This window comes from Gammaproteobacteria bacterium (genome assembly GCA_009838035.1).
Taxonomy (GTDB): domain Bacteria; phylum Pseudomonadota; class Gammaproteobacteria; order Steroidobacterales; family Foliamicaceae; genus Foliamicus.
Genome location: VXSK01000002.1, coordinates 315497 through 337841 on the forward strand (window position 1 = coordinate 315497; position 22345 = coordinate 337841).

Annotated in this window: 20 protein-coding genes and 2 tRNA genes; 8 read left to right on the forward strand and 14 right to left on the reverse strand. The window is 64.5% G+C overall.

Features of this window, described 5'->3' with window-relative positions:
* Positions 1-45 precede the first annotated feature (45 nt).
* Positions 46-1116 (forward strand): cupin domain-containing protein, encoded by a 1071-nt coding sequence (locus tag F4Y72_01430; protein MXZ26950.1) that lies wholly within the window; start codon positions 46-48, stop codon positions 1114-1116.
* A gap of 12 nt (positions 1117-1128) precedes the next feature.
* Here F4Y72_01430 and F4Y72_01435 read toward each other — a convergent pair whose 3' ends face one another.
* From F4Y72_01435 to F4Y72_01475, 9 genes are all read right to left on the reverse strand, one after another.
* The gene (locus F4Y72_01435; protein MXZ26951.1) at positions 1129-1992 is read right to left on the reverse strand and encodes a class I SAM-dependent methyltransferase; all 864 of its coding nucleotides are present in this window, start codon (positions 1990-1992) and stop codon (positions 1129-1131) included.
* Between the two features lie 31 nt (positions 1993-2023).
* Positions 2024-2097 (reverse strand) — tRNA-Cys (locus F4Y72_01440).
* Between the two features lie 49 nt (positions 2098-2146).
* Positions 2147-2221: transfer RNA gene (locus F4Y72_01445), tRNA-Gly, on the reverse strand.
* A 90-nt stretch (positions 2222-2311) separates the two neighbouring features.
* On the reverse strand, positions 2312-2926 hold the full coding sequence (locus tag F4Y72_01450; protein MXZ26952.1) for a hypothetical protein: 615 nt from the start codon (positions 2924-2926) through the stop codon (positions 2312-2314).
* The gene (locus tag F4Y72_01455) at positions 2923-3549 is read right to left on the reverse strand and encodes a tetratricopeptide repeat protein (GenBank protein ID MXZ26953.1); all 627 of its coding nucleotides are present in this window, start codon (positions 3547-3549) and stop codon (positions 2923-2925) included. Before F4Y72_01455 ends, F4Y72_01450 begins: the two co-directional genes overlap by 4 nt.
* 29 nt (positions 3550-3578) lie before the next feature.
* On the reverse strand, positions 3579-4994 hold the full coding sequence (locus tag F4Y72_01460) for an amidohydrolase family protein (protein MXZ26954.1): 1416 nt from the start codon (positions 4992-4994) through the stop codon (positions 3579-3581).
* Complete coding sequence (pgsA, locus tag F4Y72_01465; protein ID MXZ26955.1) at positions 4991-5551, reverse strand: CDP-diacylglycerol--glycerol-3-phosphate 3-phosphatidyltransferase; 561 nt, start codon at positions 5549-5551, stop codon at positions 4991-4993. Before pgsA ends, F4Y72_01460 begins: the two co-directional genes overlap by 4 nt.
* A gap of 41 nt (positions 5552-5592) precedes the next feature.
* Positions 5593-7419 carry an excinuclease ABC subunit UvrC gene (uvrC, locus tag F4Y72_01470; GenBank protein ID MXZ26956.1) on the reverse strand — a complete coding sequence of 609 codons (1827 nt, stop codon included), beginning with the start codon at positions 7417-7419 and terminating at the stop codon, positions 5593-5595.
* A 30-nt stretch (positions 7420-7449) separates the two neighbouring features.
* Entirely contained in the window at positions 7450-8814 is a 1365-nt protein-coding gene (locus F4Y72_01475; GenBank protein MXZ26957.1) for a 3-deoxy-7-phosphoheptulonate synthase, read from the reverse strand.
* An 83-nt stretch (positions 8815-8897) separates the two neighbouring features.
* Between F4Y72_01475 and F4Y72_01480 the strand changes: the two genes are divergently transcribed.
* Genes F4Y72_01480 through F4Y72_01490 form a run of 3 tightly spaced genes read left to right on the forward strand, consistent with a single transcriptional unit; the run spans position 8898 to position 12650 of the window.
* Positions 8898-10460 carry a nodulation protein NfeD gene (locus F4Y72_01480; protein ID MXZ26958.1) on the forward strand — a complete coding sequence of 521 codons (1563 nt, stop codon included), beginning with the start codon at positions 8898-8900 and terminating at the stop codon, positions 10458-10460.
* Between the two features lie 10 nt (positions 10461-10470).
* Entirely contained in the window at positions 10471-11223 is a 753-nt protein-coding gene (locus F4Y72_01485; protein ID MXZ26959.1) for a slipin family protein, read from the forward strand.
* Entirely contained in the window at positions 11220-12650 is a 1431-nt protein-coding gene (locus tag F4Y72_01490) for an FAD-binding protein (GenBank protein ID MXZ26960.1), read from the forward strand. The genes F4Y72_01485 and F4Y72_01490 overlap by 4 nt, the downstream gene beginning before the upstream one ends.
* Positions 12651-12748: 98 nt before the next feature.
* Here F4Y72_01490 and F4Y72_01495 read toward each other — a convergent pair whose 3' ends face one another.
* The 3 genes from F4Y72_01495 to F4Y72_01505 are packed head-to-tail and all read right to left on the reverse strand — an operon-like array spanning position 12749 to position 16164.
* Entirely contained in the window at positions 12749-14773 is a 2025-nt protein-coding gene (locus F4Y72_01495; protein ID MXZ26961.1) for a PDZ domain-containing protein, read from the reverse strand.
* A gap of 14 nt (positions 14774-14787) precedes the next feature.
* Positions 14788-15837 (reverse strand): class I SAM-dependent methyltransferase, encoded by a 1050-nt coding sequence (locus F4Y72_01500; GenBank protein MXZ26962.1) that lies wholly within the window; start codon positions 15835-15837, stop codon positions 14788-14790.
* Positions 15838-15885: 48 nt separating this feature from the next.
* Positions 15886-16164 (reverse strand): hypothetical protein, encoded by a 279-nt coding sequence (locus F4Y72_01505; GenBank protein ID MXZ26963.1) that lies wholly within the window; start codon positions 16162-16164, stop codon positions 15886-15888.
* A gap of 189 nt (positions 16165-16353) precedes the next feature.
* Here F4Y72_01505 and F4Y72_01510 point away from each other — a divergent pair, with 189 nt between their 5' ends.
* Genes F4Y72_01510 through F4Y72_01525 form a run of 4 tightly spaced genes read left to right on the forward strand, consistent with a single transcriptional unit; the run spans position 16354 to position 20020 of the window.
* Positions 16354-16698, forward strand: a complete 345-nt coding sequence (locus tag F4Y72_01510; protein MXZ26964.1) for a hypothetical protein — start codon at positions 16354-16356, stop codon at positions 16696-16698.
* Between the two features lie 13 nt (positions 16699-16711).
* Positions 16712-17959, forward strand: a complete 1248-nt coding sequence (locus F4Y72_01515; protein ID MXZ26965.1) for a class I SAM-dependent methyltransferase — start codon at positions 16712-16714, stop codon at positions 17957-17959.
* Between the two features lie 4 nt (positions 17960-17963).
* Positions 17964-18803 carry an alpha/beta hydrolase gene (locus F4Y72_01520; GenBank protein ID MXZ26966.1) on the forward strand — a complete coding sequence of 280 codons (840 nt, stop codon included), beginning with the start codon at positions 17964-17966 and terminating at the stop codon, positions 18801-18803.
* Positions 18803-20020, forward strand: coding sequence for a membrane dipeptidase (locus F4Y72_01525; GenBank protein MXZ26967.1), 1218 nt, complete (start codon positions 18803-18805; stop codon positions 20018-20020). The genes F4Y72_01520 and F4Y72_01525 overlap by 1 nt, the downstream gene beginning before the upstream one ends.
* Here F4Y72_01525 and F4Y72_01530 read toward each other — a convergent pair.
* Both F4Y72_01530 and F4Y72_01535 read right to left on the reverse strand, forming a co-directional pair.
* Complete coding sequence (locus F4Y72_01530) at positions 19989-21449, reverse strand: aspartate aminotransferase family protein (GenBank protein ID MXZ26968.1); 1461 nt, start codon at positions 21447-21449, stop codon at positions 19989-19991. The two genes, F4Y72_01525 and F4Y72_01530, sit on opposite strands and share 32 nt — an antisense overlap.
* The gene (locus F4Y72_01535) at positions 21446-22321 is read right to left on the reverse strand and encodes a methylated-DNA--[protein]-cysteine S-methyltransferase (GenBank protein ID MXZ26969.1); all 876 of its coding nucleotides are present in this window, start codon (positions 22319-22321) and stop codon (positions 21446-21448) included. The genes F4Y72_01530 and F4Y72_01535 overlap by 4 nt, the downstream gene beginning before the upstream one ends.
* Between the last annotated feature and the right edge of the window lie 24 nt (positions 22322-22345).

The window sequence follows — 22345 nt, forward strand, 5'->3', positions numbered from 1 at the left end:
TTATCGGGTCCGCCGCAATCGGCCGGCACACCCGGAAACACAGCAATGAGCAGCACAACCCAAAAGCCCGTAATCGCGAAGTACAAGCCGTATTACGCCGAGCTGAAGAAAGACAAGCGATATTTCTGGTGCGCCTGCGGGCGGTCGAAAAACCAGCCGTATTGCGACGGCTCGCACAAGGGGACCGGCTTCGCGCCAATTCCCTACAAGGCGCTCAAGGAAGGCGAAGAGGTGCTGTTCTGCGGCTGCAAGCACACGGGGGAAGCCCCGTTCTGCGACGGCAGCCATAACAACCTGCTGGAAGAGTACGAGACCGAAGACCCCCTAAGTCCGGAGAACCGCGCGATACCCGAGGCCACCCGGGCCGGACCCGGCCGCGTGGTTCTTGATGGCGGCTGCCAGGTCGCGCGGGTCGAACAATTGCCCGATGAGGGCGCCGGCGTCATCGAAGTCCGCAAACTGATCGGCGCGGAGGACGGCGCTCGCCATCAATCTCAATTTCACCTTTCGCTCGGACCCGGCTATACGCAGGCCATGGAATTTCCGGGCTGCCAGGTGCTCCTTTTCGTGAAGGACGAGTCGGGTGTTCTCTCCATCGGCAACCGGGATTTTGCGCTGACGCCCCGCACCGGCGCATTCGTGCGCCCCGGAGAGGCATTCGCGCTGAGCGCTCCGCCCGACCGGCCGCTCAAGGTGTATGCCAGCACCTTCCCGCAATTCGAGGGCCCCCGGTGGCTTCAGAAACTGCCGGACCGCTTCGACACGGACTACCCGGACCGCACCATCGCCATGGACAGGGCCAACGCGACCCCCATGGCCGACCGCTTCTTCCAGGTGCTGATCGACAAGCGCCAGGGATTCGAGAACGGCGCCCAGTTCATCGGCGAGATTCCATGGTCAAAGGCCGTTGCCCACCGGCACCTTTACGAGGAAACGCTGATCATGGTTTCAGGCGAAGGCTGCCTTTGGACGGACAACGTCAAGACACCGGTCGCGACAGGCGACGTCATTTTTCTGCCGCCAAAGCAGCGCCACTCGCTGGAATGCACCAGTGAGGACGGGATGCTGGTGGCCGGAGTGATCTTCCCCGGCGACAATCCGTCAATCAACTACTAGAAACAGCGGAAATTAACCGGTCGGCTTCACGAAAAGAAGCGTGAAGCGGTCGCTTTCGCCGATCGCCAGACTCCTGATCCGCTGCGCCTCGTCCACTTCGGGCCAGCCTTCAAGCGCCAGGTAGCGAAGCGTGGGCGGCAGGCGCCAGACGCGCTTTTCGTAGTCCTTGTCGTCCATCGGATTGTTGTTGATGTCGCTGGTCGCGACCAGTTGCCATCCGGCCTCTTCGGCAAGCCTGATGGTATAGCCCTCGTTGACGTAACCGGACTCGGCCTTGGGATCCTGCCGGATCAATGGATTCCCGCGGTGTTCCACGATCCCCAGGTGGCCGCCGGGCTTCGCCGATACGTACATCATTTCCAGCATGTCGTGGATGCTGCCGCTGGTCATCCAGTTATGGATGTTCCTGAAGGTCAGCACCAGGTCGGCCGAACCCGGCTCGATGGGCCTGAAATTGTCCCCGCTGATGGCAACGACCTCGGCGTCGCCGTACAGAGCCCTGTCGGCGTCGATCAATTCCTCGAGTTCGTTGTAAGCGCCCTTCGCCCACTCGCTGGTATCAGGGCCCCACATCGTTGCGAAGTACTTGCCCGTGCCGGCGACAACAGGCGCGATGATCTCCGTATACCAACCGCCGGTCGCGTTGATTTCCAGCACGGTCATGTCTTCGGCGAGGCCAAGGAAAGTCAGCGTTTCGTAGGGGTTGCGATAGGCGTCCCTGGCTCTTTTCTCCGCCGATCGATGCTCGCCGGTGATGGCGGCCCGCAGGCGCGCATCAGTGGAATCTCCGTCATGGCCGTCTGCGAGAGCGGCTGATCCGGAGAATGCCGCAACAAGCGCCATGGCAAGCACCGGAGATCGTCGTATGAGCTTCATTTGCAGTTCCTTCGTGAATCCGAACGCCGTCTGGAGGCCAGGGCCGGAATTGAACCGGCGTCCACGGATTTGCAGTCCGCTGCATCGCCACTCTGCCACCTGGCCCGGCTGTTCCGCAGGCCGCGCCTTGCCGCGCTGAATCCTGCCGGAAAAATGGAGCGGGAAACGGGACTTGAACCCGCGACCCCAACCTTGGCAAGGTTGTGCTCTACCACTGAGCTATTCCCGCTCGAAGCGGCGCTGAGTCTAGCAGTAACGCCGCTCCCGATTCAATAGACGCTCCCCTGGGAGCGAAGGCATGTCCTTCGCGGCATGTCCCTCACTCCCGGGCCTCGATTTCCTTCCGCAGCATCCCGATCAGCATGGTCCGATAGAAGTCGTCCGTGGCCTCGGCGGCGGCGGCCAGAAACTCCAGCATTTCCGCCGGATCAACCAGGCCTTCGCACCCGTCGAAACCGCCGTCCAGCGCATAGTGGGCAAACCCGACCTGCGCGGCAAGCCGCCCATACTCCGCCGAGCGCCGAATCAGGCGTCCGGCCCTGCAGGCGTCCCCTCCGGTATCGGGGTAGCCAAGATATTGCATGTAGCCGCTCACGAACAGCGCCTGCGGATATTCCGCGGCCACGGCGACCTCCATGTGCGGCCATCCCTTTCCGGTCTGCCCGCTGTATGTGTAGACGCGGGCAAGCTGATATCGCAGCCTGGGGTTGTCCGGGTCCTCGGCTACCGCCGCCTCGCAGGCCGCGATCGCGCTGGGAAAGTCCATTTCCGCCTGCGACACGCCGGGCGCCACCTTGTTCGGATCCAATGGGTGCGCGGTCGCCAGGTCGCACGGCGTAACGTTCTGCGAATACGGCGATGCATCCCATTCAAGCGTTTCGGCGGAAATCCCGCCGAACGCCAGCAGTCCGCAAACGGCAATCAGTTTCTTCATTTCTTCTCTCCCTCAAGTGCCGCGACCTCTTTCTTGAGCATCGCGATGAGCATGCTTTCGTAGAAGCCGCTGTTCGATTCCTCCGCCGCCTCGAGAAACACCATGAGTTCCTCCGGGTCGATGGTCACGTCGCAGCCCGCGAAAGCGCCATCCAGAGCGTAGCGCGTGAATCCGACCTGTCCCGCAAGCCGGCCGTATTGCGCGGAACGCCGAAACAGGCTGCCCGCCCGGCATACGTCTTTCCTGGCCTTGTTGATTCCCAGAAAATGCAGGTAGCCGTTAACGAACAGCGCCTGCGGATAGTCCGCTGCAATGGCCGCTTCGCGATGCGGGTAGGCCTTCTCGCCCTGCCCGCTGTACCCGTACACCCGCGCCAGCTGATACCTCAGCCGCGGATTGCCGGGATCGTCCTCCACCGCCGCCTCGCAGGCCGCCATGGCCCCGGCGAAGTCCATGTCCTGCTGCGACACGCCCGGCGCCACCGAATACGGATCGTCGCCGTGCGAAGCCTCGATATCGCAGGGCGTGACTTCCTGCGAGTACGTCGAGGTGTCCCACTCAAGGGTTTCAGCCGAAGCTCCTGCGGCAACAAGCATTCCGCAGGCTAACCAGCTTGCTCTCATATTTCCTCCTCCGGATGGGTGCGGTTGCGCTAGTGAACGGGCATGAGCCGGCCGCGCGCGATGACGCGGTCGATCGTCCTGGTATTGCGAATGTCGGTTACCGGGTTGGCGTCCAGCAACACGAGGTCGGCGCGCATTCCCGGGGCAATCGCACCCATTTCATCCTCAAGCGAGAAGAACTTCGCCGGCTGAACCGTGGCGGCGCCCAGGGCGTCGAGTGGCGTCAGCCCGGCGGCCACCAGCACCTCCAGTTCGTTGTGCAGGCTGTACCCGGGAATGGCGAGCGCTATCGGCGTGTCCGTGCCCGCGCCGACCGGCACGCCGGCTTCGTGCATGCGGGCGATCATGTCCAGCGTGTACTGCGCGACGGTGAGATCGCGCTGCGCCGGGTCCCGGCTGACCCACGGCGAGGGCGAAGGACCGCTCCATTCGTCCTGCACCGCCTGCGGTATTCCGGCGAGCGCCACCGGCCAGTCGTCCCGGTCGAATACGGGAAACATGGAAAGCGCGTTCAGGCGCGCCGTCGGAACCTGAATGGTGTTTCGCAGCGTTCCCAGAACTTCGGCGCATTGCGCTTCATCGAAAGCGGCGATCGCTGCCCTGCGCTGCAGGCTGTGCAGGAACGTGCGCAGCTTCATGCCGGAGCTTTCTTCACCTGCCGACAGTTGCTGCCGGCGCGTTTCGAGCAGCCCGTCGGAGTTTGCGGCGCAGTCCAGCTCGACATTCCGCAGGTGCTCCATCGAGTTCACATGCGGGCCGGCCGTGGAGGCGCGCATGGAAAGGGGCACGTGGGCGGCAATCGGCAGGCCGTGCGTCCCCGCCGCCTCGACCAACGCCGCAAACACTTCTGGGCTGACCATCTCGTAGATCTTGATGAAGTCCACGCCCTGCGACTTGAGTTCCGCGACCCTGGAACGGGCGGTCCCGGCCTCCGGGTTGGGGACGCCAATTTCCGGCGCGTCGATCCCGTCGTAAACCACCGTAGTGCCGTCAAGCAACGGTCCGCTGAAGAACACCCGCGGCGCAACCGCGCCTTCCGCGCGCATGCGCTCCACCACGGGCGCCATCCTCTCCATCAACCCGCCGGTATCGCGCACGCTGGTGATTCCGTAACGGATGAACATCTCCGGCATCGTGGCCGTGAACCGCTCGTCGAAGGTCAGGTGAACGTGCATGTCCCACAAACCCGGAATCAGGAACTTGCCCGTGCCGTCAATCACTTCGTAGGCGCCGCTGAAATATGTGGAATCGGCAGGACCGACCAGCACGATCCGGTCGCCGTCGATGAGCACCGTTTGTTCCGGCCGCTCACCGGACACGGCATCGATCACGGTAACGTTACTGATCGCAATGCCGGATTGAGGACCCTCGGGCGCGGGCGCGCAGGCCCCGGCGGCCAGCAGGATCGGCACGACGCCGGCAACGAGCCTGGCTCGCGCATTCATGAGGCGGAGGTGCTGCGCATGGCCGTCCTGGCCCGGAACATGTACAGGGCGCCCGTGAGCAGGGTCAGCGCCGCCGAAAGGAGCAGCAGTACATATCCGAATTCGTACATCGGCAGTAACCACAGCGGTTTTTCGTACAGCATGCAGGCCAGCGCCACCATCTGCCCGATGGACTTGTACTTGGCCAGGCGGATTACGTTCACCCGGCCCCGCTGACCGAGCGCCGCCATCCATTCCCGCAGCGCCGAGACGGCCACCTCCCGGCCGATGATCACGATCGCCACCAGCGCCAGCACCATCCCGGGGTTGGCCTGAACCAGCAGCAGCAGCGCCGCGATGACCAGCAGCTTGTCCGCCACGGGATCCAGGAAAGCCCCGAAACGCGATCCCTGGTCGAAGCGCCTCGCCACCCAGCCGTCCGCCCAATCGGTGAGCGCGGCCGCGCCGAACACCAGGCCGGCAACCGGGTGCGCCCAGGGATACGGCAGGTAGTAAAGGGCCACGATGCTGGGCATGGCGGCGACCCGGAACCACGTCAGGATGATCGCGAGGTTCATGCCGCCACTATAGCCAATTCGCCCCCGCACCGGCTCATGGATCAGTGCAGCGCGCCGTAGATTCTTTGCGCAAGTTCCGGGCCGATTCCGGGCAGCTTGCGCAAATCCTCCACGGGAGCGGCCTCGACGCCGCGCAATCCGCCGAAATGCCGCAGAAGCTGGCGCCGGCGCTTCGGCCCCAGCCCCGGCACTTCCTCCAGAACCGACGACTTGCGCGCGCCGTGGCGGCGCCGGCGGTGGCCTTCCAGCGCAAAGCGGTGGGCTTCGTCGCGTATTCGCGCAATCAGTTTCAGCGCCGCGGAGCCCGACCCGGGAATCAATGGCCGGGCGAGATCCGGCATGTAGATACGCTCGCGGCCCTCGCGGCGCCCGAAACCCTTGGCCACGGCCGCCACCGGCATGCTCGACAGCCCCAACGCTTCCAGTTCGGCGCGCGCCGCGTTCAGTTGTCCGCGACCGCCATCGATCAGCAGCAGCTCCGGCAGCGGCGATTCTTCCCGTACCAGCCGGCCGTAGCGCCGGCGCACGGCCTCGGCAATGGCGCCGTAGTCGTCGCCGCTATCGGCGCCGCGGATATTGAACCGCCGGTACTCGGAACGGCTGGCGCCCTCGGGCGAGAAGACCACGCAGGACGCAACCGGCGACTCGCCGCCGGTGTGGCTGATGTCGAAGCACTCGATTCGCTCCGGCGGGCGCATCAGGCGGAGTTCCCTGGCCAGTGCCTTCAACTGGGAAGCGAGTCCCCGCGCGCCCGCAGCCTGCTGCAGCGCCCCGGCGTCCGCGTTCCTGCGCGCCAGTTCGACCCAGCGCCGGCGCCATCCGCGCACGTTCCAGCGCACCGCCACCCGGTGGCCGCTCTGCATACCCAGCGCGCTCTCCAGCAGGTCCCGCCGGCTGACCGGTCCGCCGGAGATGACTTCCCGCGGCGCGCCGCGCTCGAAGTAATGCTGCGAAATGAAGGCGCCCAGAACTTCGCCGGATTCGACGCCGGGCACGACCCGCGGAAAGAAGAGCCGGCTGCCGGTCAGCGTGCCGCGCCGGATCCACAACACGGCCACGCAGAAGACGCCGCCGCTTTCGGCCACTGCGACCACGTCCAGGTTGCGCGCCGCGCCGCCCGCCACCGACTGGCTGGCCTGTATCCGCTGAAGCGCGGCCACCCGGTCGCGCAGCAGCGCCGCGCGTTCGTAATCCAGTTCCTCCGCCGCACGCTCCATGCGCCCCAGCAGGTCCTCCAGCACCGCTTCGTTCTTGCCTTCCAGGAACAAGAGCGCCTGGCTTGCGTCGGCGGCATATTCCTCTTCGCTCACCAGACCCACGCAGGGCGCCGTGCAACGGTCCAGCTGATACTGCAGGCAGGGCCGCTCGCGGTAGCGGAAATAGGAGTCCTCGCACAGCCGAATCCGGAACAGCTTCTGCGCCTGGCCCAGCGCGCTGCGCACCGCCGCGGCGTTGGAATAAGGGCCCAGGTAACGGCCCTTGCCGCGCCGCGCGCCGCGATGAAATGCAAAGCGCGGAAACGGGTCGCGGGTGGTCGCGTAGATGTACGGATAACTCTTGTCGTCGCGCAGATAGATGTTGAACCGCGGCTTGTGACGCTTGATCAGGTTGCATTCCAGCAGCAACGCTTCCTGCTCCGTCTCCGTGACGGTCACTTCCACCCGCCGGGTGCGGTTCATCAGTTTCTGAATGCGCGGCTGATGGCTGCGCGATCCGAAGTACGACGCGACACGGCGCCTGAGGTTCTTGGCCTTGCCCACGTATAGAACGGCATTCTTGCCGTCCAGCATCCGGTAGACGCCGCAGCTTCGGGTCAGGCTCTCGAGGAATTTCCCCGGATTGAAGTCTTCTGTCCTATCGGCGCCCATCGGCACCGATATTAGTGTGCTGTCCGGCAACTAGGCAGCCGCCTGTTGCGTGATCAGCATGGCCAGTTCCATCGCCTGCTCGTAATTCAGGCGCGGATCGACCTGAGTGCGGTAGCTCCTGTCGAGATCGCCCTCGTTCAGCCCCCGCGCTCCGCCCACGCATTCGGTGACGTTCTCGCCGGTCAGTTCCAGGTGCACGCCGCCGAGGACGGTGCCGGCGCTCGAATGCAGTTCGAACGCCTGCCGCAATTCCGCTTCGATGTTCTCGAGCCGGCGCGTCTTGCGGCCGTTGGACGCTGTTTCAGTATTGCCGTGCATGGGGTCGCACATCCACAGGACCCGTGCGCCGGCGCGCTGCACCGCATCGATCAGGGGCGGCAGAACCTCGCCGACCTTGCCCGCGCCCATGCGGTGGATCAGCGTTATGCGTCCCGGCTGGTTGTCCGGATTCAGGATTCGGAGCAGTTCCAGCAGCCACTCCGGCGTCATCCCCGGGCCGATCTTGATCCCCATGGGATTGGCCACCCCGCGGAAGAACTCCACGTGCCCGCCGTCGGGTTGCGCCGTACGCATGCCGATCCAGGGGAAATGGGCGGTCAGGTCGTACCACAGTCCACGGTGATCCAGGAATCGAGTCTGGGACTGCTCGTAGTGCAGCAGCAGCCCCTCATGCGAGGTATAGAAATCAGTGCGGCGCAGGCGGCTCAGGTCGCGTCCGGTGGAGTGCTCGATGAAATCCAGAGAGCGGGTAATCCGGTCCACGATTACTTCGTAAGCCTTGGACTGGGGAGAATGATTGACCCAGTCCAGGTCCCAGTTCTCCGGGTGATGCAGATCGGCGAACCCGCCGTCCACCAGCGAGCGGATGAAATTCAGCGTCAATGCGGCGCGCTCGTAGCCGCGCAGCAGCAGCCTGGGGTCCGGCTCCCGGTCGCCGGTCGTGAACGATTCCCGGTTGACCAGGTCGCCGCGGAAACTCGGCAGCGACACCTGCTGGCGCGATTCCACCGCCGCCGAACGCGGCTTGGCGTACTGCCCCGCCATGCGCCCGATCCGCACGATCGGCTTGCGCAGCCCGTAGCTCAGCACCAGGCTCATCTGCAGCAGAACCTTGAGCCGGCTCACGATGATGTCGGAAGTGCATTCCTCGAAGGTTTCGGCGCAGTCGCCGCCCTGCAGCACGAAGCTCTCGCCCCGCTGTGCCTCCGCGATGGCCTCGCGCAGCGACTCGACCTCCCAGCTGGTCACGATGGGCGGCAGCGCGGACAGCTCCTTCAGCGCCGCGTCCAGCGCCTCGGTGTTGCGGTATTCCGGCTGCTGCTGGGTTTCCCGGCCGAGCCAGCCGTCCGGACTCCACTCGTCCGTCGCCTGTTTGTCGGTCAGCGCAAAAGCCATTTTTGGTCTCCCGTGCGGTTTTGCTGGGCGAACCCCGAATTCTAACGGCGAACACCCTTGCGTGCTATGATGCTACGCCCTTTATGCAAGCACGTTCCAAAGCGCGCAGGTTCCTGTTTTCGTCCGCCTTGCTGGTCCTTGCGGGCGTATTTTTGTCGCGCGCGGGCCCGGCGCAGGACGCGCCGGACGAGCTTGTCGAAGAGGAGTCTTCGGGCCTGGCGCTGGTGCTTACGATCGACGACGCCATCAGCGTAGCGACCGCCGAATTTTTCATCACCAGCCTCGAGACCGCGCAGGAGCGCAATGCCAGAATCCTGGTTCTCGAACTGGACACGCCCGGCGGCCTGATGGTCGCGATGGAAGACATGATCAAGGCAATCCTGGCTTCCGACGTGCCGGTGGCGGTGCACGTGACGCCGAGCGGAGCGAAGGCGGCCAGCGCGGGCACCTACATCCTCTACGCCAGCCATGTCGCCGCCATGAACCGCACGACTACGCTGGGCGCCGCGACACCGGTGAGCATGGGCCAGGCCGGCGGCGCGGCCGCGTCCATCGGGGCGGTTCTGCTCGACGAACACGAAACGGCCGACGGCGAAGGCGATGAGACGGGCGAATCGCAGGAAGAAGCGGGGGAAGATGCCGCCGGCGAAGACGGCGATTCCTCCGAAGACGCCGAAGAGCCTCCAGGCAGGACCGCGGAGGAAATCGACGCCGAAGCCATGAAGCGCAAGGTCGTCAACGACGCGGTGGCGCGGATACGCTCGCTCGCCAACCTGCGCGGGCGCAACGCCGACTGGGCCGAGCAGGCGGTGCGCGAGGGCGTGACGCTGGAGTCCGAGGAAGCGGTGGAAATGAACGTGGCCGACTTCATCGCCAACGATTTGACGGAACTGCTTGAGAAGGCGGACGGTCGGGAAGTGGACGTGAACGGCGAGATGGTCCTCCTGCAAACGGCCGGAGCGGAGGTCGAGCGGCTGGAGCCCGACTGGCGCACCCGCTTCCTGTCGATCCTGACCAACCCGAACGTGGCTTACCTGCTGCTGATCGTCGGTCTTTACGGACTGCTGCTGGAAGGTTATAACCCCGGCACATGGATACCGGGAGTCATCGGGGCCATCAGCCTGCTGCTGGCGGCCTACGCGCTGAGCATATTGCCGGTCAATTACGCGGGGCTTGCGCTCATGGCTTTGGGGGTGGGCCTTATCGTTGCGGAATCCATTACGCCCAGCTTCGGCGTGATGGGATTTGGAGGAGTCGTGGCATTCGTTGTTGGATCGATCATTCTGTTTGACACCGGCATTCCCGGATTCGAGGCGCCGCTGCGCGTGATCGGGGGCGTGGGGCTGGCAGCCGGGCTGCTCATGTTCGGCCTGGTCGTGGTGCTGGCCCGCAGCCGGCGCCGGCCTGTGGTCAGCGGGGCGGAAAGCCTGGTGGGCCGGAGAGCCGTGGTCCTGGAGGATTTTGAAAGCGCCGGGCCGGTGCTGGTTCAGGGCGAGCGCTGGCATGCCACCAGCGAGTCACCGGTCAGGAAAGGCCAGGAACTTTACGTGCAGTCGGTGGACCGGCTGCGGCTGGAAATCGGCGATTCGCCGCCTGCGCGCGAGGCGCGTCCAAACTTATTCTCTTTGTTGAAGAAAACGGGATAAGGAGTTAATAATGTTGACTTATCTTATTGCGGGAATCATCGTTCTCGTACTCATAGTCGCCTCGGTGCGAATCCTCTCGGAGTACGAGCGCGGGGTGATTTTCCTGCTCGGCCGGTTCTGGAAGGTCAAGGGGCCGGGACTGATCATCGTGATCCCGCTGGTCCAACGGATGGTTCGCGTGGACCTCCGCGTCATCGTGATGGACGTGCCCACCCAGGACGTGATCTCACGCGACAACGTATCGGTGAAAGTCAATGCGGTGGTGTATTTCCGTATCGTGGACCCCGAGCGGGCCATCATCCAGGTGGCGAACGTTTTCGAGGCCACCAGCCAGCTTGCGCAGACAACCCTGCGCTCCGTGCTGGGCCAGCATGAACTGGACGAAATGCTGTCCGAACGCGACAAGCTCAACCAGGACATCCAGGTGATCCTCGATCAGCACACCGACGCCTGGGGCATCAAGGTCTCGAATGTGGAGATCAAGCACGTCGACCTGGACGAGAGCATGATCCGGGCGATCGCCGCCCAGGCCGAGGCCGAGCGGGCCCGGCGCGCCAAGGTCATTCACGCCGAAGGCGAGAGTCAGGCTGCCGGACAATTGTCGGAAGCCGCGTCCAAACTGGCCGAACAGGGACAAGCCTTGCAGTTGCGTTACCTGCAAACGCTTACCGAGGTGGCGAATGAGGGCACTTCCACCATCGTGTTCCCGTTGCCGATAGACCTCATTGAGCCTCTGCTGAAGATGGCCGGCAAGAAATCATGAGTCGGGAATACGACATCATCGTAGTCGGCGCCGGTTCCGCCGGTTTGCCGGCGGCGATCTTCGCGGCCCAGGGCGGCGCCCGCGTTCTACAGATCGACGCCGACACGCGTGTCGGCGGGACGCTCTACTGGTCTTCCGGCCAGATCAGCGCCGCGGGCACGCGCCAGCAGGCTGCTTTGGGCATCGAGGACAGCGCCGAGGAGCACTACCAGGACGCCCAGCGCATCGCCTATGGCGGCATAGACCCGGTCCTCGGGCGGCTGGCCACAGGCGGCGCCGCGGAGACCCTGCACTGGCTCATGGACCTGGGACTCGAGCTGGCGCCGGAAACGCCCGTCGCGGGAATGGTGCACGAGCCCTATACGACGCGCCGTTACGTCTGGGGCCACGAGCAGGCCATTTCGATTCTCAAGGTGATCGAGCCGGTGCACCGGGAACTGGTGGCGTCGGGGGCGATCGACTTGCGGCTGCAGACCCGCATGACCGGCCTGCTCACTTCCGCTTCCGGGGCCGTGGTCGGAATCAAGGCCCAATGCAACGGTCAGGAACTCGAATTCCGGGCGCCGAACGTGGCGCTGACCACCGGCGGGTACGCCGCCAATCCCGAGCTGTGGAACGAAGTCACGCCCTACCCCCTGCATTCCCACTGCAACCCGTTTTCGCGGGGAGAAGGGATTATTGCGGCGCGCGACATCGGCGCCAGGATCGATCACACCGACCAGTTTCTGGCCACCTTCGCGGGCTTCCTGCAGGATCCGAACGACCCCTTGAGCGCCTGGTTCTTCCAGCTGGCGCCGGCCTACCGCGCGCCATGGGAAATATACGTGGACGGCCAGGGCAAGCGGTTTCTGCGCGAAGACCACCCGAGCATTCACTACAGCGAGACCTCGCTGTTGAAGCAGCCCGGCATGCGCATGGTCATCGTGTTCGACGAAGGCATACGCCAGAACGCACCGAGCATGACCGTTCTGGACAAACAGGGCCGCGACCTGCGCCCCGAGTTCAACACCCACCCCGCGTTCCAGAAGGCCGACTCCATCGAGGAACTGGCCGGCCGGTTCGATATCCCGCCGGAAAACCTCGCGGAAACGGTCGCGCGCTACAACGAAGCCGTCGATAATCACGAGGACCCCGACTACAATCGCCTGTTCCTGCCGCGCCGCATCGACCGAGCGCCGTTTTACGGCATTGAAGCGTTGGGCGTGACCGTGATCAGCCCCGGCGGCGTCAATGTCAACGGCGACCTGCAGGTCGTGGACGAATCCGACAAGCCGATCGGCGGCCTCTACGCGGCCGGTGAAATACTCGGCTTCACGCGCCTTTCGGGCGCCGCCTTCGTCGGCGGCATGTCGCTGATGCCGGCCATGACCTTCGGCCGCATGATCGGCGAACAGACCGCCGCCCAATTGCAGGCCCGCGCCGCGTAAAAGAGGGAGTGGGGGCACGTCCCCCTCGGCGCCGTCGACCTCACCTGGGAGCGAGGGCATCGCCCTCGCGGCGTCCCGCCCTCCGCCCCACGGCGTTATCAGTAGCCGATGTGCTGCTGGATCGGGTCCTGCGGCGGTATTACCTGGCTGGCTTCCTGTGCCTTGGCCGCCCGGGCGGACGCCGGCGCATCGCAGCTTCCCGTTTCGATGAAGCGCAAGGCCGCGGCTATACGCCCCTCTTCCGCCGTTCCGAGCTGACTGGCCCGGTCATCGGGAACCTCGCACTCTACGGCCAGACCGTCGTAGTAGTCCTCAAACCCGTCGGCGTTGACGGTTGCGAACGAAACAGGCCACATGATTCCCAGGCCGGACCGCCGGTTGCCCGGATCCTCCAGGCAAAAGTCGAATCCGTATTGACCCACCGGCTTACCGTAGGTTCGCTCTCCGATCAATGTCACGTTTTCATGGGGCTGCATCGCCGTGGCCACAAGTTCGCTGGCGGATGCGGAGCTTCGGCTCGTGATGAACACGACGTTTTCCAGGTCCCGCAGCGACGATTCGTTCTCGCACTTGGCGACCAGTTCCTGCGAACCATAGACCCCGCAGCCGAAATAAGCGGTCTCGTTCCAGCCGAAACCCTCCAGCAAGTCGTTGTGAATTCGCCTTGACAGGACGGTCCGGCGGCCGCCTTCAAAGAGTTCTGGACCCCCGATCAATGTAGCCAGACCGTAAGCGATCGGAACGCTGCCTCCACCGTTGTAGCGCAAATCCACGATCAGGTGCCGAACGCCCTGCCGGTTGAACTCGGCAAACTCCTCAAGCAGCCGCTCGTTGGCGTCGCCGAAAAACGTCCTGAAATGAACGTACCCGGCTTTGCCCGCGCCGGTATCGAATACGGTAGCGTGTTCCTCCGGTACCGTCGGGATGGTAACCAGGTCTTTGGCTACGTCCAGGGTTGACCGGTCACCGTTCACTTTTTCCAGCTCGAAGGTCACTTCGCGCCCCTCCTCGTTAGGGCCGAACTCGGCGCCGATCTGATCGAAGCTCAAGCTGTCGATCGCCTTGCCGTTGAGCGAGAGAATCTTGTCGCCACGCTGGAAGCCGGCCTTCCCCGCAGGAGAATTCTGATACACATCAAGGATCTCAAGGTGCACCGGTTCGGTGTTTTGATCGACGATATAAATTATTCGAAAACCGAATACGTAGGCCTCTCCGGCAAATATCATGTCCGATCGAATTTTGGTCAGCCAGTAACTGAAGCCCCTGTCATGGGTCTCCGGCTTCCAGCGGAGCTCGTCCAGCATGGCGTCGAGGGTATTGTGGTCCTCCAGAACAAGGTCCCCGTACTTGGCTGCCTGCTCGCTCTCGTCATTGAAGTAATAGACCTCCTCCATGAGATCGAATACTGCCTTTCGGGCTGCCGGATAGGTACAAGCGCTGGCGCCGAACCAATCCTGACTCAGGGCGAGGGACTGCGGTGAATTCGAAGCGGCGGACGCCGTCACCGTGACTTCAAGTTCCCTGTCCGCGCCGCCATTCAGACCATACCGAACCACGATTTCTCCGGAGTCCGTTCCGGATTCGCCGCTCTCGATAAAGGCCCAGTCCACGTCTTCCGGCAGGCTCGCGGTCCAATCCATCGTGCCGTATCCCGTATTGCTGACCTGCACGGTCACGCTTCCCCCATCCCCCTCGAGATCGGTGCTGACCACGGACAGATCAATGACTGGAGGCGCCTCCGCCTGGCTGATCGTCACGGTCCGCGAGGCGGACCCGCTCGCCGAGACGGTCAACTCGAACTCTCTTGCGGCGCCATCATTCGCATCCACCTCGATTTGAACGGTCCCTGCATTGGTTCCGCTGGAGCCGCTTGAAATACGTGCCCAATCGACGCCAGAGGGGATCGATGCCGTCCAGTTGAGCGACCCGCCGCCGCTGTTGGACACGCTTACCGAAACGTTCTCGCCGCCCGCGTCCGCGTCAATGCTGGTTGCGGAAACACTGAGACTGGGAGGCGGGCCATCATCTCCTGAACCTCCGCAGGCCGCCAGAAAAATGCCGGCCGCAATCGAAACGATGGAAGTTCGTAAGGAAAACTCGTTCAGATCTTTGAGAATGCGCATTGTCGGGCCGGATCCTATTCCGGCTTGTGGCAGTGCCAGGTCTTGACCACCAGGAACTGACGCGGTCCCGGAGTGATCTCGAAACCGGCGGACTTCAGCAGGCCGTCGAAGTCGTTCTCCATCAGGTCGATCGACCAGGGCTCGCCGTTGTCGCGATGGTCCATTTCGAACATGTAGCGCGATTCCGGAGTCATCGGATCGCCGACCGGGAAATCGTAGATGTTGAACACGCCGCCGGGGCGCAGGATCCGGTAGATCTCGTGCACCACCTTCTCGGTGGCGCTGAACGGAATCTCGTGAAACAGGATGTAGCTGTTGATGACGTCGAAATGGCCTTCGTCGAAACCGGTGGACTCTCCCCTGGCCTGCCTGAAGCGCACGGGCAGGTTCATGCCCTTGGCGCGCTTGTGCGCGTATCGCAGCAGCGGTTCGGACGGGTCCAGGCCCCACACCTCGGCATCGGGATAGCGCTGCTTGAGCGCGGTGGCGCACTGGCCGATGCCCGTCGCCATGTCGAGCGCGCGCTCCACGCCGCCGCTCAGCGGCTCCTGGCCGCAGGCGACCAGGCCGTTGTGGATCATGTCGCCGGCGTTGAAGCCCATGTAGAACGCGTTGGTCCCATGGTGATAGACCTCGCCCGCCAGTGCGTCGCCGACATAGCCGCCCGGTTGAAGGTGAAAGTCGAACTTGATGTAGTCCGGCATCTCGAGGTCCGGGTTCAGCTCCAGCAGGGAAACGTCCGATTCCTCCTGCAACTCCCGCTCCATCCGTTCGCGGTCGCCGTCGACGGCGCTGAAGGCGGAGTCCCAGGTCATTTCCTGGAGGCTGCGCAGCATCCGGTTGCGAATCTGCGTGTCGGGGATGCGGTCCATGACGCGGCAAATCGCTTCCACGTCGTCCACCTGGATGCCCGCCTCCTTCAGGGCCGCGCTTCCCGCCGCGCGCGACTTGGCGCTGACGCCCCCGGCGGTGATCATCGTGCGCAAACTCAAGGCGAAGCCGAGGCGTTGCTCGGCGTCCAGGGATGGAAGGCGGTTCAGGCCGCCCAGTTGTCCTCGATCCATTTCTCTCTCCGTTTGTGTGCGGTCCCGCAGCCAGGGCGTGTCAGCGCCCTAGGGTTCCGGCGGGGCCTCCTGCACTTCCCCGCCCCGGGCGAATCCGGCATATACCCGCCGGACGAAGGCGTCCCGCCGCGCGGCCTCGGCCTCGATTTCTTCGGCGGACGGCATGTAAAGCTCCACGGCGTCATCGGGCAAGGCGCCGGCATCGGCCAGCACCTTCTCCAGCAGTTCCAGGCGGCGCCTTGTGGTCCACAATTCGCTGCCGAGCTGCATCACGGTTTCAACCAGGTGGTCCAGCACCGGATGGTCAAAATATTGCGGATCGTTCATTTGCGTCTCGCGTGACTGCCGACGGAAGCCCGTGCGGCGGATATTCTAACGTCGCCCACGCTCCTGCCCGCAAGAATAATGGTAACCTTATGGGGCTTAACGCTTGGGCGCCAATGCCGGTTCTCCGCGAACCGCAGTTCGACAATTCCGCGGTTCCGCGTAGTTCGGCCAAGAACGGGAGAAAACACCATGAGCGAAAAAGTCGAGAAAGGGCGCAGCAGGGCCGCGCCTTTCATCGCGGCGGACACGGATGCCGCCATATTCCTGGGTAACCCGCACATCGACAACCTGATGTCCGTCGTGATCGCGCTCGGAGCGGAAATCTGGGCCGACCGCCAGCGCATCAAGGTTATCGAACGGCTGATGGAAACCGAAGGCATGGCTACGACTGAAATGGTCGAGGCCTACGTGCCGACCGACGCCGAGAAAGAGGCTTGGGAAGCGGAACGTATGGAAATGGTCGAGCGGGTCTACAGCGTCCTGTCGCGCGATACGTCGAGCGCACGTCCGTTCGGCGAAGAACGCCAGTTCTAGGAGGTAGCGAAAAATGATCAACAGACGATCCGTAATGGGTTTGTTCGCCGGGGCAGCATCCCTGGTGGCAGCGCCATTCGCGAGCCGCGCAGCGCAGCAACGCACCGCGCCGCCGGCGATGGGATTTTTCGAAACGCGGGACGATCTGCCGCCCCCGCCCAAGACGACCGGGAACGTACCGGGCACTCTGGCGCCGCGGGGCCGCAACGGGCGCATGGAACGCCTGCCGGAAATCGACCTGGAAAGCCGGATGGATTTCCTGATGTCGGTACGGACCTTCGCCAACCAGACATTGAGCCAGGCCGCCGGCCGGCGCGCAAACGATATTCTGGCCAGCAAGGGCATTTCTCCGGACACGGAACTGCCGATGCAGGAAGCCATCGCCCTGCTGCAGGACGATCCCGTCGTAAGCGCAAGGACCCGGACCTGGATGTCGGTGCAGCAGCTTTCCTGGAACAACATGAAAGCCGAGTGCGAAAACAATGCCGACACCTACCTGAGCGAGATGGAAGCGGTCGACAACCGCGGTCCCGGAACCCTGGAACTGAACCCCGACCTCGAGATGCCCGACTACACGCGCCACGAGATCCACATCCAGCCGGGCGGCTACGTGGGCAACGACTTCGCAGGGCACATGTACGACTACGGCACCAACGGCTTCTATACCGGGCGCAACGACCAGGATGCGTTGCACATGACAGCGGCCTTCGGGCTGCCGATACCGGAGGACGGCAAGGTCAAGCGCATTCTGGACCTCGGCACCGGCGTCGGCCAACTGGCCATGGCGCTGAAGGAGCGTTTCCCGGATGCAGAAGTCTGGGGCATCGATGTCGGCGGGCCAATGGTGCGGTACGGCCATCTGCGCGCGGTGGAAAGGGGGTTGGACGTCAATTTCGCCCAGCGCCTGGCGGAAGACACGCGCTTCCCCGACAACCACTTCGACCTGGTGACCAGCTACATCATGCTTCATGAAGTCTCGCCCCAGGGCACGAAGGACATCGTCAACGAGGCCTTCCGCATCACGCGCCCGGGCGGAATCTTCTACCCCATCGACTTCAACCTGAAGAACCCGTTTCCCCGGACGGCATACGGCCAGTACCGGCGCTGGTGGGACCATCGCTGGAACAACGAGGTGTGGACGATCAAGTACCGCACCAACGGGCTGCAGGACCTTGTCCGCGCCGCCGGGTTCGATCTGAACGAGGAGGGGCCGGTCGCCCTGCCGCGGTTCGGCGTGATGAACGCCACCAAGCCCGCATAACGGCGTGCGCGACAGGAACGGGAAGCTTACCCGCCGGCAGACGCTCGCGGGGGCTGGCGCCGCGCTCGTCGCTTCGGCGGCGGGGTCGGTCGCGAAGGCCGAGGCCGGGGAAGAATCCAAGACCTTCATCCTCGTGCACGGCACCTGGCTGGGCGGCTGGAGCTGGCAGTTCGTGCGCCGCATCCTGGAGCGGGCCGGCCACGACGTATACGCGCCTTCGCTGACCGGCTGCGGCGACCGCGCCCACACGACAAGTCCGGACGTGGGTCTCGACACCCATATCCAGGACATCGTCAACATCATCGACTTCGAGAGCCTCGATGACGTCATCCTCGTCGGACATTCCTTCGCCGGCATGGTCATTACCGGCGTCGCGGATGCAAGGCGCGAGCGCATACGGCGCATCGTCTTCTTCGATGCGCTGGTCCCGGCGGGCGACCGCATGAGCGGCGTGAGCCGCACGCCGGAGGGCGAACTCTCCGAGTACTTCATCAAGCGCATGGAAAAGTTCGTCGACGGCTACCGGATGGACTATTTCGACTCCTACCCCCTCGAGATGGTGGTGCCGGATTCCGAACCCGAGCTCCAGGCGCTCCTGAAGGACAAGATCACGCTCCACCCGATGCGCGCCTGGAGCGATGTGCTGGAGTTGAAAAACGGCGGCTGGGAGGGCCTGCCGCGCACCTATATTCACTGCGTGGGCCAGGAATATTCCATGACCAGCGACTTCATGGTCGGCCCCGCGCGCGGTCCCGGTTGGCAATTCATCGAACTGGACATCCCGCGCGGCGGCATGCTGACCCACCCGGAACTGGTCGCCGAGACCTTCGTCAATCTGACCTGATGCGCCGGGCACTGGTCCTGGCGACGGCCCTCGCCTGGGCTGCAGCCGCGAACGGCCAGATTGCGCCGGAGATTCGCGCGCTCCATGATCGCGTGTTTACCTTCGACGCCCACGTGGACATTCCCCTCACGTTCGCGACGGCGGAATCGGACCCGGGCGTGGACGGATTCGAACCGGTGGACCTGCCGAAGATGGAACGCGGCGGGCTGGACGCCGCCGCCTTTGCCGTATTTGCCTCACACGGACCGCTGGACGAAACCGGCTACGCGCGGGCGCTCGAACAGGCCCGCACCAAGGCCGCGGCCATCCGCCGCATGGCTCTCGAAATGTATCCGCAGCGCATCGGCCTCGCGTTGACGGCGGACGATCTGCGCACCCATACGGCCGAAGGACGGCGCAGCGCTCTGATGTCCATGCTGAACGCCTACAGCCTGGGCGCAGGGGGAGAGCACCTCGATGAGTTTTTCGCTGCTGGCGTGCGCATGGTCGGATTCACCCACCTCGGGCACAACCAGTTTGCCGATTCGGCACGCCCCAGCCCTCGATTGGGCGATGTCCCGGCACGGCACGGGGGCCTGTCGGACGCGGGCCGGAACCTGGTGGCCCGTCTGAACGACTTGGGCGTGATCATCGACGTATCGCAGATCACCGAGGATGCCCTGCTACAGACTGTCGCCCTGAGCCGCGCACCGGTCGTGGCGTCGCACGTGGGCGTGAAGGCGCTGGTGGACCATCCTCGCAACCTGAGCGACCGGGCCCTTGAGGCGGTTGGGTCCTCCGGTGGCGTCGTGCACATAGTCGCCTTCGACGGATACCTCAAGGAACCCAGCCCCGAACGCTCCAATGCCATTCTCGATCTGTTGAGCCGCAACCGACGCGAGACCGTCGAGCAGCGCGAGACCTACTTCCGCGAAACACAGGAAATCAACGAGCGCCTGCCCGGCGCATCCGTATCCGACCTCGTGGACCAGGTGGATTACGTCGTGTATCTGCTGGGTATCGACCACGTGGGGCTGGCCACGGATTTCAACCATGGAGGCGGCATCGCCGGCTGGCGGGACGAAGGCGACGCGGCCAATGTGACGACGGAACTGGTACGCCGCGGCTACTCCGAACAGGACGTCGCGAAGATCTGGGGCGGCAACTTTCTGCGCGTGTTCGAACAGGTAAGCGCCCTGTCTCGCTCTACACGGCCGCCCCCGGCAGCAGAGCGGTGAGCACACGCTCGACTGCATGGACGGTCTTCCGGACGTCGTCGGGCTGGGTAGCCCAGGAGCAGACGCTAATCCGCATCGCGCGCATGCCACGCCAGTGGGTACCGCCGAACCATGCCGTTCCTTCGGCCTGAATGGCGGCGATCACCCGGTCGGTGAATCCGTCGTGATCGGTACCGGCGGGGTCCCGAAATCGGACCAGCCCCTGATTGATGACCGCGGGCGAGAGGACCTCGGTACCGGGAAGGGAGCCGATGCCCTCTACGAGATTCGCTGCGGCATCGCTGCATCGCTCGACGATGTCAGCGATCCCGCGGCGGCCGAGCGCCTTCACCGCGGCGTACACAGGGACACCTCGACCGCGACGGGACCACTCGGGGGTCCAATTGAGTTGGTCCCGAGCGCTGGCGGCGTGGGTCAGGTACGGAGCCCGGATGCTCATGGCAGCGCGATGCGCCTCCCGGTGGCGGATAGCTACGAAGCCGATATCGAACGGCGTGTTGAGCCATTTGTGGGCGTCGGTCGCCCACGAGTCGGCCCCTTCGACACCGTCGAGCAAGTGGGCGAAACGCGGCGACACCTTCGCCCATAGCCCGAACGCGCCATCAACATGCACCCAAGTGTTGCCACGCGAGCGACAGAGCGGCATCACGGTCCGGAATTCATCGAAGTTCCCGGTGTTGATATCGCCGGCAGAAAGGCAGACCGCTACTGGGGCATCCTCCAGTTCAGTTAGCAACGCCGCGAGTGCCGGAACATCCAGTCGGTCGGCCGTGGTGGGCACGAGGTGGAGATGCTTCGATCCGAGCCCCAATATCCGCACCGCCCGGTCCACTGAGTGGTGTCCGTGCGTGCCCGTGACGACGTGCAGTTGGGGGGCGTTCCCGAGCCCCTCGCGCTCCGGATCATGTCCGCAGCCGAGGAGCAGGTAGCGGCGGGCGGCGGCCAGGGCCGTCACGTGAGCGAGTTGGCACCCCGAGGTAAAGGCGAACGACGAGTGGTCGGGAAGGCCCAACAGTTCGATGACCCAGCGGCCGGCGATTTCCTCAATCACCGCTTCGGCGGGGGAACAAGCCGCCAATGTCGCGTTCTGATCCCAGGCGGACACCAGCCAGTCCGCCGCCAGCGCCGCAGGATGTGCGCCACCAATGACCCAACCGTAGAAGCGTCCACCGGCGCATCCAAGCAGTCCGCCCTCTACGTTTGCGACGAGATCGTCGATGACGGACACGGGGTCCGAGCTATACTCCGGCAGGGGGCTGTCGAGGCGGCGCCGCAACTCCGGAGGAGTGCGACTGGCGGCTACCGGCCGCTGGTCGACCTCCGCGAGCCAGTCGATGGCGTGCTCGGCGGCTGCGCGCAGTGCGGGCCCCACGGAAGTCAGGGTTGGCGCGTAGGGCTGTTCCTCTTTGATGGGAAGCAGGCGGTTCATGACGCACTCCCGGCTTGGCCTATTTCGGTGCCGCCGATGAGATGGCGACTCGCCTCCCACGCCAGCATGCAGCGTTTCCGCGTAACGCCCCCGGCGTAGTTCCCCGTAATCCCTCCCGCGCGAATCACGCGGTGGCACGGGATGAGGAATGCGATCGGGTTTTTCCCCACCGCGTTCCCCGTCGCCCGAGCCGCCTGCGCGCCGCAGACCTCTTCACCCAAACGGCCGTATGTGACGACCTGCCCGGGCGGTACGCGCAGCAGGGCGCGCCAGACGGCCAGCTGGAAGTTGGTCCCGCGCACATGTACGGTCAACGGGCGGCCCTCGGCTTCGAATGGCGCCGCGAAGATGGACCGCGCCAGCGCCGTTGCCATCAATTCATCACCTTCGAACGACGCCCGCGCCCAGGTGCGGCGGAGAGTTTCTTTCTCGGCGGAAACGTCCCCGTCAGCCGCAAACCCAACCCGGCAGACGCCGCGCTCGGTCCAGGCTACGAACACAGGCCCGAACGGTGATTCTCCAGTGCCGAAGCGAACCGTCAGCCCTGCGCCCCTGCTCCGGTACTCTCCCGGCGTGACCGCTTCCACGGTGACGAAGTGATCGTGGAGTCTGCCCGGGCCGGTGAGCCCGCTCCCATAGGCTGCCGCGAGCACGGACTCGGAGTTGTCGAGCAGTTTCTTCGCGTGCTGAACGGTAAGAAACTCGAGAAAGCGCTTTGGCGTGACGCCGGCCCAGCGCGAGAACAGCCGATGCAGATGGCTTTGGCTCAGACCAACGTGCGCCGCCAGGTCCGCGAGCTCGGGCTGGCGCCTGCGATGCCTGGCCAGATAGCGAATCGCGGCCTCGATTCGATCGTAGTCGGTCGTGTACATGCGGTACTCCGGGAAGCGGTCATC

Coding starts and splice junctions, on each gene's coding strand:
- F4Y72_01430 (MXZ26950.1), top strand. CDS start 46: ATGAGCAGCACAACCCAAAAGCCCGTAATCGCGAAGTACAAGCCGTAT.
- F4Y72_01435 (MXZ26951.1), bottom strand. CDS start 1,992: ATGAAGCTCATACGACGATCTCCGGTGCTTGCCATGGCGCTTGTTGCG.
- F4Y72_01450 (MXZ26952.1), bottom strand. CDS start 2,926: ATGAAGAAACTGATTGCCGTTTGCGGACTGCTGGCGTTCGGCGGGATT.
- F4Y72_01455 (MXZ26953.1), bottom strand. CDS start 3,549: ATGAGAGCAAGCTGGTTAGCCTGCGGAATGCTTGTTGCCGCAGGAGCT.
- F4Y72_01460 (MXZ26954.1), bottom strand. CDS start 4,994: ATGAATGCGCGAGCCAGGCTCGTTGCCGGCGTCGTGCCGATCCTGCTG.
- pgsA (MXZ26955.1), bottom strand. CDS start 5,551: ATGAACCTCGCGATCATCCTGACGTGGTTCCGGGTCGCCGCCATGCCC.
- uvrC (MXZ26956.1), bottom strand. CDS start 7,419: ATGGGCGCCGATAGGACAGAAGACTTCAATCCGGGGAAATTCCTCGAG.
- F4Y72_01475 (MXZ26957.1), bottom strand. CDS start 8,814: ATGGCTTTTGCGCTGACCGACAAACAGGCGACGGACGAGTGGAGTCCG.
- F4Y72_01480 (MXZ26958.1), top strand. CDS start 8,898: ATGCAAGCACGTTCCAAAGCGCGCAGGTTCCTGTTTTCGTCCGCCTTG.
- F4Y72_01485 (MXZ26959.1), top strand. CDS start 10,471: ATGTTGACTTATCTTATTGCGGGAATCATCGTTCTCGTACTCATAGTC.
- F4Y72_01490 (MXZ26960.1), top strand. CDS start 11,220: ATGAGTCGGGAATACGACATCATCGTAGTCGGCGCCGGTTCCGCCGGT.
- F4Y72_01495 (MXZ26961.1), bottom strand. CDS start 14,773: ATGCGCATTCTCAAAGATCTGAACGAGTTTTCCTTACGAACTTCCATC.
- F4Y72_01500 (MXZ26962.1), bottom strand. CDS start 15,837: ATGGATCGAGGACAACTGGGCGGCCTGAACCGCCTTCCATCCCTGGAC.
- F4Y72_01505 (MXZ26963.1), bottom strand. CDS start 16,164: ATGAACGATCCGCAATATTTTGACCATCCGGTGCTGGACCACCTGGTT.
- F4Y72_01510 (MXZ26964.1), top strand. CDS start 16,354: ATGAGCGAAAAAGTCGAGAAAGGGCGCAGCAGGGCCGCGCCTTTCATC.
- F4Y72_01515 (MXZ26965.1), top strand. CDS start 16,712: ATGATCAACAGACGATCCGTAATGGGTTTGTTCGCCGGGGCAGCATCC.
- F4Y72_01525 (MXZ26967.1), top strand. CDS start 18,803: ATGCGCCGGGCACTGGTCCTGGCGACGGCCCTCGCCTGGGCTGCAGCC.
- F4Y72_01530 (MXZ26968.1), bottom strand. CDS start 21,449: ATGAACCGCCTGCTTCCCATCAAAGAGGAACAGCCCTACGCGCCAACC.
- F4Y72_01535 (MXZ26969.1), bottom strand. CDS start 22,321: ATGTACACGACCGACTACGATCGAATCGAGGCCGCGATTCGCTATCTG.